Raw genomic sequence first — 11,846 nt, 5'->3', positions numbered from 1 at the left:
GGGCGAGCGCCTGTTCCTGCGCGGCGACGCCGCCGACGGCCTCTATTGCGTGCTCGACGGCGCGATGCGCGTCGGCGCGGCCAGCATGACCGGACGCGAGGCGCTGCTCGCCGTGGTCGGCCCCGCGCACTGGTTCGGCGAGATCGCGCTGTTCGATGCGGGCGTGCGCACGCACGATGCCTACGCCGAACGCGACTCGACGCTCTTTCATGTGCCGAGCGCGCCGCTCGCCGCGCTGCTCGCGACCACGCCCGCCTACTGGCACGCCTTCGGTTTGCTGCTCGCGCAGAAGCTGCGTTTCGCCTTCGACGCCATCGAGGAAAGCGCGCTGCTGCCCGCCGCCGCGCGCGTGGCGCGCCGCCTGCTGGTGCTGGCGGCCGATCACGGCGGCACGCAGTCGGCGCGGCGCGTGGTGAACGTGCCGCAGGAAGACCTCGCGCTGATGCTCGCGCTCTCGCGTCAGACCGTGAACCAGAGTCTGCGCCAGTTCGAACGCGACGGACTCGTGCAACTGCGCTACGGCGAAATCGAGATCGTCGATGCGGCGCGGCTGGAGCAGCAGGCGCACTGATCGCCGCAAGCGTCCGTAGAATCAATATTGATCGACAAGATCAACATTGACGAAAGCACGCGGCGGAAGCGCCCGCGCCATTGCAGCGCCGCGCCGTTTGCATCGACAATGACGCGGCTTACGTTGCTTTCGACCGGCAAGTCCGGCCTATCGACCTCGCGGATTTCCGCGCTCCCCATTGAGCTTCATGACCGACCGCGTCGTTGCCGCCTTCGATTTCGACGGCACCATCACCACGTCCGATAGTTTCCGCGCCTTCATGCTCGATGCCGCCGGGCCCGTGCGCTTCGCTTTCGCCGCGCTGCGCTGCCTGCCGTGGCTCGCGGGCATCGCGCCCGGCTGGTCCGACCGAGGCCGCACCAAGGCGCGCTTTCTGCGCGCCGCGCTCGGCAATGTGCGGCGTGAGGCGCTCGAAGCCGCCGCACAACGTTTCGTCGACACGCGCCTGCCCGATCTGCTGCGTCCCGAGATGCTCGCGCGCATCCGCGAACATCAGGCGCTCGGCCACGAAGTCGTGCTCGTGAGCGCGTCGCCGTCGATCTATCTGCGCAAGTGGGCGCCGGGCGTCGGCATCGACACCGTGCTGGCGAGCGAGCTGGCATGGCGCGAGGGCGTCTACACTGGACAGCTCGCGGGCAAGAACTGCTGGGGCCCGGAGAAGGTCGCGCGGTTGCGCGGCTGGTGGGGCGAGCACGCGCCCGCCACGCTGTATGCCTACGGCGACAGCCGCGGCGACCGCGAAATGGCCGAACTCGCGAACTACGCCTGGATACGCGGCGAGGCGCCGCTGCCCGCGCTCGCGCCGCAAGGCGGTTTTGCAGCGGCCTGAGCGCTGCCGGTTAATTCCCCGATACGCCACGTCAGCCCATAGACGAACGCAAAAACGAACACAAGGAGACACACCCATGAACGGACAATGGACTCAGGTGACTTCGCGCGACGGCGGCACGTTCCGCGCCTGGACGACGCTGCCGCCCGAAGGCAGCGGGCCGGGCCTCGTGCTGCTGCAGGAGATCTTCGGCGTGAACGCGTCGATGCGCGCGCTGGCCGAGCGTTACGCCGAGGAAGGTTACGTGGTGATGGTGCCCGACCTGTTCTGGCGTCTGGAGCCGGACGTCGATCTGGGTTACGAGGGCGCCGACATGGCGAAGGCGCTCGATCTCTACGACCGTTTCGACGTCGATCTCGCCATCGAGGACATCGCGCAGACGCTCGCGGCGCTGCGCGCACATCCCTCGCAGCGCGGCAAGGTGGGCGCGGTCGGCTGGTGTCTGGGCGGGCGGCTCGCGTATCTCGCGGCGGCGCGCACCGACATCGATTGCGCGATCGGCTACTACGCCGTGGGCCTCGAAAACGTGCTGAACGAAGCCGATGCGATCCGCTGTCCGCTCATGCTGCACTTCCCCGCCGAAGATAAATGGTGCGACGCCGCGGCGCGCGAGCGCATCGCGCAGGCGCTGGCGGGCAAGCCGGGCGTCGAGCTGTACACGTATCCGGGCTGCGATCACGCGTTCGCGTCGGCGGCGCGTCCGCAATACGACAAGCCCGCCGCGATGATGGCGTACTCGCGCACGCTCGCGATGCTGCGCCGCGTGCTCGGCCCGATCTACGACTTCAACGCGCTTTGGGAAGAACACTGCTATCACGAGTTTGTCGCGCGCAATCCGCACGACGTGATGCCGACGATGGTCGCGCAGCCCTACGTCAACCACATTCCGACGATGACGGGCGGCGTGGGCCACGACGAACTCAAGCGCTTCTACACGCACCATTTCGTGCATTCGAATCCCGCCGATACGCGTCTGATTCCGATCTCGCGCACCATCGGTTCGGACCGCGTGGTGGACGAGTTCATCTTCTGCTGCACGCACGACCGCGAGATTGACTGGCTGCTGCCGGGCCTCGCGCCCACCGGCAAGTATTTCGAAGTGCCGATGCTGGCCGTGATCTGCTTTCGCGGCGCGAAGCTCTATAACGAGCACATCTATTGGGATCAGGCCTCGGTGCTCGCGCAGATCGGCGCGATCGATCCGACCGGGCTGCCGATCGCGGGCATCGCGAGCGCGAAGAAGCTGCTCGATGAAACGCTGCCGTCGAACACGCTCATGCCCGCGTGGCAAACGAGCGAAGGCAAGCCGTTCTGACGCGCGCGTTCACGCTCAACGATTCACGATCGGCGATCAACGAAACGGATTGTCGACGACGCCGGGCTTCGCGTCCGGCTCGTCCTTCACCTGCGCGGGCAGATGCGGATCGGCCTGCAATGTGGCGACCACGCTGTCGAGCGCGGCCTTGAGCGCGAGCGCGGCGGCGAGGCCGCGCTTGTCGCGCGTCAGTTCGAGCGTGCCGGCCAGCGTCACGCGCGTGGTGCCGTTCGTGAGCGTGAGGGCGTCGCCCTGGACGTTGAGCACGTCGTCGTCGTTTGCGTATGCGTCGAATGCCATCCATTTCTCCTTGAGCGTCAAGCGCGGGCCCGCATTATAAGAAGCCGCCCGCGACGCGATCAAACCGCTGCGCACCGGCATCGATCCGATGCGCGATTTGTGCGCGAAAGCGTTAATTGATTGTCAAAAATTGCGCGATTCTTGAACATGACGTTGATTAACGTCAGAATTTTCGCGCGAATCCGCAGCACTTTCCAGTAAAGCGAAGATCATGACGCACCTGCGCCGCGCGGCGCGGATGAATCGTGCAGCTTGAACAGGGAGTGCGTCATGGGAATTCTAGACAAGGCGAGCGACATCGCCGGTGTGGCGGTGGCCGCCGGCATGGTCTCGCTGCTCGCCGCCTGCACGTTCACGCCGTGGCAGTCGCTCTCGCGCGAAGGCGACGACGACGCCGCTGCGGCCGCGCACGCGGTGGGCGAAAAGAGCGAAACCGGCACGGCGGTAGCGTCGCCGGTCGCCATGCCGCTCGTGACGACATCCGCGACGCCGACGAGCGCCACATCTGCCGCCGCCGCGCCTGCGGGCTTCTATCGTGTCAAGGCGGGCGACACGCTCTATCACATCGCGGCGACCCAGAAGCAACGCGCCGCCGATATCTCCGCGTGGAACAAGCTGCCCGCGTCGGGCCAGGTGCAGACGGGGCAACTGTTGCGGGTAACGCCACCTGCCGCCGCACCGGCTGTCGCCGAGGCGAAGTCTGCGGCTTCGACGTCCACTCCTGCTTCAACCGCCGCGACGACCACCCCGCGCGCCAGCAGCCGCTTCATCTGGCCGACGAACGGCACCGTCACGCCGACGACGATCGGCAAGTCGAAGGCCATTGCCATCGCGGGCGAGCCGGGGCAGCCGGTCAAGGCGGCCGCCGCCGGGCGCGTGGTCTACGCGGGCAGCGGCATGAAGGCCTACGGCAAGCTCGTGATCGTCAAGCACGACGCCCATCTCATCACCGCTTATGGGCGCAACGGCAAATTGCTCGTCAAGGAAGGCGAGGCGGTGAAGCAGGGCCAGACGCTCGCCACCAGCGCGGCCGATGGCGCGAACAAGGGCGGCGTGCTCTTCGAAGTGCGCGAGGACGGCAAGGCGGTCGATCCGCAAACGCGCCTGCCACGCGCCTCGCCCTGACACTCGGCGATTGATTCGTATCCCGAAGTAAAGATTGGAAAACTCCATGGATAGACGGCAATTTCTCGCGACCGGCGCAACCGCCGCCGTCGCGCTGACCACGCTCGCGCTGGGCGCATGCACGAGCACCTCCGCTTCGCCGGGCGACATCGCCGCGGAAAATATCCGCGCACGCCGCGAGATCGACGCCGATGTCGACGCCGCGCTCGCGAGGCTCTACGGCACCGTGAAGGGCTCGCGCGAGCTGATCGGCAAAGCGAGCGGCGTGCTCGTGTTCCCCGATGTGGTGGGCGCGAGCTTCGGCGTCGGCGGCCAGTACGGACGCGGCGCACTGCGCGCGAGCGGACGCACGATCGGCTATTTCAGCACGACGTCGGGCTCGTTCGGTTTGCAGGTCGGCGCGCAGTCGCGCACGATTGTCTACGCGTTCATGACCCGGGGCGCGCTCGATCGCTTCAAGCGCAGCACCGGCTGGGCCGCAGGCGCGGACGCGACCGTCGCGCTCGTCAAGATGGGCGCGAACGGCACGCTCGACACCACCACGGCCGTCAATCCCATCGAGGCCTTCGTGCTGACCAACGCGGGATTGATGGCCGGCGTGTCGCTCGAAGGGTCGAAGGTGTCGCGGCTGGATCTTTGATCCGCGCGCGCCCTTGCCCCTTCACGTCCTCACCATCCCCACTTCTTCACGGCGAACGCGCGTCCGTTGAACGTCACTTTCGACTGCGCGGCGACGTTCGCCGGAATGCCCGGAAACGCGATGCCGCTTTGCGCTTCGAGATCGCGCACCGAACGCACGTCGTAACGATCGGCGGTCGTGTTGTCGGCGACGATCGCAAACGCGAGCTGCTGCGACGGCACGTACACCACCTTGAAGATCTGCGTCGGCACCAGCACGCGCGACGCGCCGATCGTCTGCAACTGCGCGCCCGTGAACAGCGGCCCGGTCACGACGTAGGCGTCGCCATATTTCGACGCGAGCTTGCGCACGGCCGTTTCGATATGCGACCACAGCCGCTGATTGTTCTCGCGGTTCTGCGGCACGATGTTCGCGAGCGAGAACGATTCGGCCATTGCCTGCGGATTCCAGCGATTGCCCGCCGGGCTCATGTGACCGCGGTCGAAGCCGCTGCGCTTGTAGTCGGCGAGCGTCGCGCCTTCGCCAGCGGGCAGACGGTCGTCCTCGAAGAAGCGATTGGTGCGCGTCATGTCCTTCGCGTCTTCGAGGTGATCGCGCGTGAGGTGTTCCGCCGACCAGAGCGGGCCGTGCGTGACGCCCGAATGCAGCACCACGAAATCGGAATAGCAGAGCATGCGCGTCTTCGGCGCCATGCGCGGATTGGTGAGCTTGGGGAACTGGCCGTTGGGGACGAAATCGGTGCAGGCGGGCGCGGCGAACGCATGGCTCGAGAAACTCGACACGGCCATGACGAGACAGGCAAACAGCTTCTTCATCGGCGGGAATACGGAAAGACGGGGACGATCGGGTCACGCGGGGCGACGTGAAACGCGAAGCGCAAATTCAAACTCGAACGACGCTTCGGGCGCGCCCTGCGCAAAGCGCATAAAGGGCCCGAAAGTATAGCGGCCGCGTCCGCGAGCGGCCATATCCATCGACGGCGCGCAGACGGCGCGCACAAAGTAAAACGGCGCCGCTGAGAGCGGCGCCGCGAATCGATCAAGCCAAAGCAGGCAAAGACTAAAGGGAACGATCGCGCCTTAAAAGGCGCGAAGGGATCAGCCTGCGAACAGCGCGTTTTCGGCGTGGATCGCCTGGCGATCCACCGCTTGCAGGCGCCACTGGCCCTCCATCCGCGCGTGCGAGGTTTCGCAGGCCCAGGTGGCGTCGCCGTGCGCCGAGCTGATTTCCTGGCGGCGGTTCACATGCAGGCCGCGCAGGGTGCAAAGCGGTTCGTTCTCGCGCGGCGCGCATAGCGCCGTCACGCCGTTCGCATCGCGTATCTCGCCCCAGGCGGGAAGCTCGATGCCGTCGTGCGACTCGCGCGACCAGCGTTGCTGGTCGGTATCGAGCCAGAGCACGGCGTAGTCGTGGTTGACGGTCGGATCGGGACCGTTAATCAGGATCGTCAGTCGCATGTGATCTCCGCAAAGACGCGCCATCGGCGCGGAAACTGTCGTGACACTCGTTGAGACTCGGGGGCAGACATTCAGCATAGGATGTGTGCGCGCTTGCGCAAGGCGATTCTTCACATAGTGGGACGTCAAATCGTCGCGCCCGTGCCGGTTCGCGCGTTGGGCGCGCTTCGTCGCCGCTGGCGGCCCGTCGCGCGGCGCATGCAAGGCGATGTGTGTTCCGGCTATCGGCGAGATTGAAATTCGCAATTGGGACTGCAAAGGGCATTTCCTAGATTGATAGTGCGGCGTGGTCCGCACTCATGTCTGCTGCACCGCACGAAGATGCGCAGCGCCGCGTCCCCACAGTCCCCACAATCAGACGATGGATGGAGGCACAGATGGCACAGCTCAAAGGCTCGAAGACGGAGCAGAATCTCAAGGATGCGTTCGCCGGCGAATCCCAGGCGAACCGGCGTTACCTCTATTTCGCGGCGAAAGCCGACGTGGAAGGCCAGAACGATGTCGCCGCGCTATTCCGCTCGACGGCTGAAGGCGAAACCGGCCACGCGCACGGTCACCTTGAATATCTGGAAACGGTCGGCGATCCGGCCACGGGCCTGCCGTTCGGCAGTTCGCGGCTGAATCTGCAGGCGGCGATCGCGGGCGAAACGCACGAATACACCGACATGTATCCGGGCATGGCCAAGGCCGCGCGCGACGAGGGCTTCGACGAAATCGCCAACTGGTTCGAGACGCTCGCCAAGGCGGAGCGCAGCCACGCGAATCGCTATACGAAGGCGCTGGAAGCGCTGGCTGATTAAGTCTGGCTGATTGGATTGGCCGATTAGATTTCGCCGATCCGGTCCTCACGATTCACGGCGCGAGCCGCGCGTCCACGCAGACGCTTTGCCGACGCCACGCACGCGGCCCGCGCCGCATCGTGCGCGTTTGTGCCCGTTCGTGCGCGATCGTGCGCGCGCGCCGTATCGACAAGAAAAACGAAAACAAGGAGACGTCATGCCCCACAAGGAAGGCAGTCTCGAAGCCCCGACGCGGCATCCGCTCGACTGGCGCGCCGACGCGTTCTACGACCGCGCGCAGCTCGACGACGAACTGACGCGCGTATTCGACATCTGCGCAGGCTGCCGGCGCTGCGTGTCGTTGTGCGGCGCGTTTCCGGCGCTGTTCGATCTCGTCGACGAAACCGATAGCGGCGAGGTGCACGACGTCGACAAGGCCGCGTTCTCGAAGGTCGTCGACCAGTGCTATCTGTGCGACCTCTGCTACATGACGAAGTGTCCCTATGTGCCGCCGCATCCGTGGAACGTCGATTTTCCGCATTTGATGCTGCGCGCGAAGGCGATCGACTATCGCAACGGCGAAGCGACGCTGCGCGACCGCGTGCTCTCGAACACCGACGCGCTCGGTCATCTCGCGGGCATTCCGGTCGTCACGCAGACGGTGAATGCGGTGAACGGCACGAAGGCGATGCGCGCGGCGCTGGAGGAGACGCTCGGCGTGGATCGGCATGCGTGGCTGCCGTCGTTCGCCACGCGCAAGTTTCGCGGCGCGGCGCGCAAGGCGTCGGCGAGCGAGGTGCGCGACGGCGAGCGCACGCCGGGCAAGGTCGCGATCTACGCGACCTGCTACGTGAATTTCAACGAGCCGGGCATCGGCCACGATCTGCTCGCGGTGCTCGACCACAACGCGATTCCCTACGTGCTCGTGAAAAGCGAATCGTGTTGCGGCATGCCGCTGCTCGAACAGGGCAATCTGGAAGGCGTGGCAAAGAAGCACGACGTCAACACGCCGATCCTCGCGCAGTACGCGCGCGACGGTTACGCGTTATTGGGCGCAGTGCCGAGCTGCGTGCTGATGTACAAGCACGAACTGCCGCTCATGTTCCCCGACGACGCCGACACGCGCGCCGTGAGCGACGCGTTCTGGGATCCGTTCGAATATTTCGTGGCGCGCAATCGCGACGGTCTGCTCAGAACCGATTTTCGCGCGCCGCTCGGCACGGTGGCGTATCACGTGCCGTGTCACGCGCGCGTGCAGAACATTGGCCGCAAGACCGCCGATCTGCTGTCGCTCGTGCCGGACACGAAGGTCAATGTGGTTGAGCGCTGTTCGGGTCACGCAGGCACCTTCGGCGTGAAGAAGGAATTCCACGCGATGGCGATGAAGATCGGCACGCCGGTGTTCAGGCAGATGGCGCAGGGCGAGCCGGATTTCATTGCCTCCGATTGCGCGCTCGCGGGCCATCACATCGCGCAGGGGATCGACGAGATGCAGTTGCGCGACGCGCAGGGCGGACCGCCGCTCGCGCATCCGCTGACGCTGCTGCGTCGTGCGTACGGCATTTGATCAGGATAACGATGCAATCGACCCACGAGAGATTCCGATGACCATCGCCAGAGATTCACTGCTCACGCTGGAAGCGTATGCGAAACAGCGCATCGAGATGCGCAGCCGCATCATCGAGCACAAGAAGCGCCGCGCCGTGGCGCTCGGCAATCACCTCACGTTTCTGTTCGAGGACGACGCGACGATCCGCTATCAGATTCAGGAAATGCTGCATATCGAGCGTATTTTCGACGAAGCGGGCATTCAGGGCGAACTCGAGGCTTACGCGCCGCTCGTGCCTGACGGCAGCAACTTCAAGGCCACGCTGCAGATCGAGTACGAGAACGAAACCGAGCGCCGCGCGGCGCTCGCGCGGCTGATCGGCATCGAGGACCGCGTGTTCGTGCAGGTAGCGGGCGAAGCGCCCGTGTTCGCCATCGCCGACGAAGACCTCGAACGCGACAACGAAGAGAAAACCTCGGCCGTGCATTTCGTGCGCTTCGAACTGACGCCGGCGATGAAAACGCGCCTGCGCGAAGGCGCGGCGCTCACGATCGGCTGCGATCATCCGAACTATCGCGTGCCGGTGCAGACCATCGAAGGCGCGGTGCGCGAGTCGCTGCTCGGCGATCTCGACTGAGCGCGGCGCGTGATGCTTCGCGCCGCGCGTCAAACGTCCTTGCGATACATGACGAAGCCGGGCTTCACCGCGACGTCGTCGTAAAGGCGCATGGCGGTGTGATTCGTCTCGTGCGTATGCCAGTAGACGCGCGACGAATTCGCGGCCTTCGCATGCGCATAGACCGCTTCGATCAGCGCGCGGCCCACGCCCTGGCCGCGCACGTCCGCCGCCGTGAACAGATCCTGCAAATAGCAGATCGGACCGTCGAGCGTGGTGCTGCGGTGATAGATGAAATGCACGAGACCGACCACGCGCTCGCCCTTGAGCGCGATGAACGCGTGCATCGGTTCGTAGCCGTCGAAGAAGCGCGTCCACGTGGTGCGCGTGATCGACTCGGGCAGCGCCGTCGGGCCCGAGCGCTCGTAGAAGTGGTTATAGCCGTCCCACAGCGGACGCCATGCCGCGTAGTCGTCGGGCGTCACGGGGCGCACGTGAATCGCTTCGGTCAATCTCGTTCTCCTGGTGTCGTATGCGATGGGAAGTGTCAGCGTAAGCGATCTGTGGCACCATTGTTAGTCCCACGCAACCGACAAATGATGGAGCCACGCAATTGGATTACGCACTGATGATGGCGGCCTACGAGCGCAAGGCGCGCACCAGCGTGCAGCGCCGGCTCACGCAGCAGGATCTGCTCTACGAGAGCCTGCGCCGTGCGATTCTCGACGGCGATATCGTGCGCGGCACGCGTCTCGCGTCGAGCCGCGCGCTGGCCGAGGAGATGAGCATCGCGCGCAATTCGGTGCTCTATGCGTACGAGCGCTTGCTTGAGGAGGGCTTCATCACGGCGACGCGGCACGGCTCCGTGGTGAACGACGTGAAGTCGGTGGCCGCGCACGCGTCGGGGCGCGCGGCTGGCGCGGCGGAATCGGCGGAACCGGTGGAATCGGCGGAGAATGCGCCGCGCACGCTGTCGCGCCGCGTGCGGCAATTGCCGCCGCGCCACGCGTATCGCGCGGGCGTGACGGCGCTGCGTCCGGGCGTGCCCGCGCTCGACGCGTTTCCGCTCGCGCAATGGCGCAGCACGCTCGAACGCGCGCAGCGCGAGTTGAGCCCCGAAGATCTCAGCTATGGCGCGAGCGCGGGCATTCCGGCGCTGCGCCAGGCCATCGCGCAATACGTGCGCGTGTCGCGCGGCGTGCGTTGTCAGCCCGATCAGGTGTTCATCACCGAAGGCACGCAGGAAAGCCTCGATCTCTGCGCGCGTTTTTTCGCGGATGCGGGCGAGCGCGTGTGGATCGAGAATCCCGGTTATCTCGGCGCGCGCGTCGCGATGCAGGCGGCCAGTCTCGAACTCGTGCCGATTCCCGTAGACGCGGCGGGCATGGCCGCGCGCGAGGAGCACTGGCGCGAGACGCCGCCGCGCCTGATCTATCTGACGCCGTCACATCAATATCCGCTTGGCTGCGTGCTGAGCCTCGAGCGGCGGCTCGCGCTGATCGAGCGCGCGCGGACGTGCGGTGCGTGGATCATCGAAGACGATTACGACAGCGAACTGCGCCACGACGGCCCGCCGCTGCCCTCGATTCAGGGCCTCGCCGACGACACGCCCGTGATCTATCTCGGCACCTTCAGCAAGACGCTGTTTCCGGCGCTGCGCATGGGCTTCATGATCGTGCCGCGCCAGGTGGTGGAGCAGGTGGACATGGCGCATCGCACGCTGGTGCGCCAGGGGCGCGTGGCCGACCAGCGCGCGCTCGCCGATTTCATCGAGAGCGGCCGTTACGCGCGCCATCTGCGGCGCATGCGCAAGCTGTATCTCGCGCGTCGCGACGGCCTCGTCGCCGCGATCGACAAGCATCTCGGCGGACTCATGACGGTCTCGGCGGACGCGGGCGGCATGCATCTGAGCGTGCGTCTCGATGCGCCGCTCGACGATGTGGCCGTGAGCGAAGCCGCGCGCGAGCATGGACTCGCGCTGTCGCCGCTGAGCGCGTATCGGCTCGAAGCGCCCGATACCGCGCCCTACAACGGCTTTTTGCTCGGTTACGCGGAAGCCACGCCGGAGGACTCGGACGCGCTGATGGCCACGCTCGCGCGCGTGGTGCGCGCGATGCTGTGAGCCGCGATGCAGGACTCGCTCAGAACATCTCCATGATGCGGTGATAGAACATGCCGATTTCGAGCGCAGGGCGACGCCACGCCGGGCCGAGCGGGAAACGCGCGTGGCGCAGCTGCGCGAACAGATCGAACGCGGCGCGCTCGCCCGCGATGGCCTGCGAGACCACGCGCCCGGCGATGCCCGTGAGCGCCACGCCGTGCCCCGAAAAGCCCTGCACGTAGAACCAGTTCGGATCGACCGCGCCGAAGTCGGGCGCGCGGTTGCGCGTGACATCGACGAAACCGCCCCACGCGTATTCCACCTGCACGCCTTCGAGCTGCGGGAACACGCCGGTCATGCGCGCCTTCATCGCTTCGGTGAGCTGCGCGGGCGCGGCGCCTGTCGAATCGGCGCGGCCGCCGAACAGCAGGCGGTCGTCGGCGGAAAGACGGAAGTAGTCGAGGAAGAAGTTGTTGTCGCAAATGGCGGCGCGGCCCGGAATCAGCGCGTCGGCGCGCGCGCGGCCGAGCGGGGCGGTCGCGATGATGTACGAGGCGATCGGCG

General features: G+C 66.2%; 14 protein-coding genes. 9 read left to right on the top strand and 5 right to left on the bottom strand.

Features of this window, described 5'->3' with window-relative positions; translation table 11 throughout:
- The 3 genes from G3N97_RS31260 to G3N97_RS31250 form a co-directional block, all read left to right on the top strand.
- A partial coding sequence (locus G3N97_RS31260; protein ID WP_205996816.1) for a Crp/Fnr family transcriptional regulator occupies positions 1-571 on the top strand: 571 nt, incomplete at its 5' end.
- Positions 572-758: 187 nt separating this feature from the next.
- Positions 759-1,400, top strand: coding sequence for an HAD family hydrolase (locus G3N97_RS31255; RefSeq protein WP_205996815.1), 642 nt, complete (start codon positions 759-761; stop codon positions 1,398-1,400).
- Positions 1,401-1,476: 76 nt separating this feature from the next.
- Positions 1,477-2,715 (top strand): dienelactone hydrolase family protein, encoded by a 1,239-nt coding sequence (locus G3N97_RS31250; protein WP_205996814.1) that lies wholly within the window; start codon positions 1,477-1,479, stop codon positions 2,713-2,715.
- A gap of 36 nt (positions 2,716-2,751) precedes the next feature.
- Here the strand turns inward: G3N97_RS31250 and G3N97_RS31245 are convergent, their stop codons facing one another.
- The gene (locus G3N97_RS31245; RefSeq protein WP_205996813.1) at positions 2,752-3,015 is read right to left on the bottom strand and encodes a hypothetical protein; all 264 of its coding nucleotides are present in this window, start codon (positions 3,013-3,015) and stop codon (positions 2,752-2,754) included.
- A 270-nt stretch (positions 3,016-3,285) separates the two neighbouring features.
- Here G3N97_RS31245 and G3N97_RS31240 point away from each other — a divergent pair, with 270 nt between their 5' ends.
- Both G3N97_RS31240 and G3N97_RS31235 read left to right on the top strand, forming a co-directional pair.
- Positions 3,286-4,140 (top strand): LysM peptidoglycan-binding domain-containing M23 family metallopeptidase, encoded by an 855-nt coding sequence (locus G3N97_RS31240; protein WP_205996812.1) that lies wholly within the window; start codon positions 3,286-3,288, stop codon positions 4,138-4,140.
- A gap of 46 nt (positions 4,141-4,186) precedes the next feature.
- On the top strand, positions 4,187-4,780 hold the full coding sequence (locus G3N97_RS31235) for a YSC84-related protein (protein ID WP_205996811.1): 594 nt from the start codon (positions 4,187-4,189) through the stop codon (positions 4,778-4,780).
- A gap of 29 nt (positions 4,781-4,809) precedes the next feature.
- On the opposite strand, the gene G3N97_RS31230 is transcribed toward G3N97_RS31235, so the two are convergent.
- Complete coding sequence (locus G3N97_RS31230) at positions 4,810-5,595, bottom strand: DNA/RNA non-specific endonuclease (protein ID WP_205996810.1); 786 nt, start codon at positions 5,593-5,595, stop codon at positions 4,810-4,812.
- A 282-nt stretch (positions 5,596-5,877) separates the two neighbouring features.
- Entirely contained in the window at positions 5,878-6,237 is a 360-nt protein-coding gene (locus tag G3N97_RS31225; RefSeq protein WP_205996809.1) for a DUF3564 domain-containing protein, read from the bottom strand.
- 377 nt (positions 6,238-6,614) lie between these two features.
- Here G3N97_RS31225 and G3N97_RS31220 point away from each other — a divergent pair, with 377 nt between their 5' ends.
- The 3 genes from G3N97_RS31220 (at position 6,615) to G3N97_RS31210 (ending at position 9,202) form a co-directional block, all read left to right on the top strand.
- Complete coding sequence (locus tag G3N97_RS31220; RefSeq protein WP_205996808.1) at positions 6,615-7,037, top strand: rubrerythrin family protein; 423 nt, start codon at positions 6,615-6,617, stop codon at positions 7,035-7,037.
- Between the two features lie 196 nt (positions 7,038-7,233).
- On the top strand, positions 7,234-8,583 hold the full coding sequence (locus tag G3N97_RS31215; protein WP_205996807.1) for a heterodisulfide reductase-related iron-sulfur binding cluster: 1,350 nt from the start codon (positions 7,234-7,236) through the stop codon (positions 8,581-8,583).
- 37 nt (positions 8,584-8,620) lie between these two features.
- Positions 8,621-9,202, top strand: coding sequence for a DUF3501 family protein (locus tag G3N97_RS31210; protein WP_205996806.1), 582 nt, complete (start codon positions 8,621-8,623; stop codon positions 9,200-9,202).
- Between the two features lie 29 nt (positions 9,203-9,231).
- On the opposite strand, the gene G3N97_RS31205 is transcribed toward G3N97_RS31210, so the two are convergent.
- Positions 9,232-9,693 carry a GNAT family N-acetyltransferase gene (locus tag G3N97_RS31205; protein WP_074981185.1) on the bottom strand — a complete coding sequence of 154 codons (462 nt, stop codon included), beginning with the start codon at positions 9,691-9,693 and terminating at the stop codon, positions 9,232-9,234.
- A 101-nt stretch (positions 9,694-9,794) separates the two neighbouring features.
- On the opposite strand from G3N97_RS31205, the gene G3N97_RS31200 reads away from it, so the two are divergent.
- Positions 9,795-11,303 carry a PLP-dependent aminotransferase family protein gene (locus G3N97_RS31200; protein ID WP_205996805.1) on the top strand — a complete coding sequence of 503 codons (1,509 nt, stop codon included), beginning with the start codon at positions 9,795-9,797 and terminating at the stop codon, positions 11,301-11,303.
- Positions 11,304-11,322: 19 nt separating this feature from the next.
- Here the strand turns inward: G3N97_RS31200 and G3N97_RS31195 are convergent.
- The coding region (locus G3N97_RS31195; protein WP_205996804.1) for an FAD-binding oxidoreductase at positions 11,323-11,846 on the bottom strand (524 nt) is incomplete at its 5' end.

This window comes from Paraburkholderia sp. Ac-20347 (genome assembly GCF_017104805.1).
GTDB classification, from domain to species: Bacteria; Pseudomonadota; Gammaproteobacteria; order Burkholderiales; family Burkholderiaceae; genus Paraburkholderia; species Paraburkholderia tropica.
Note: the sequence above shows the minus strand (reverse complement) of the source record. Positions and strands in the feature narration are given on the sequence as shown.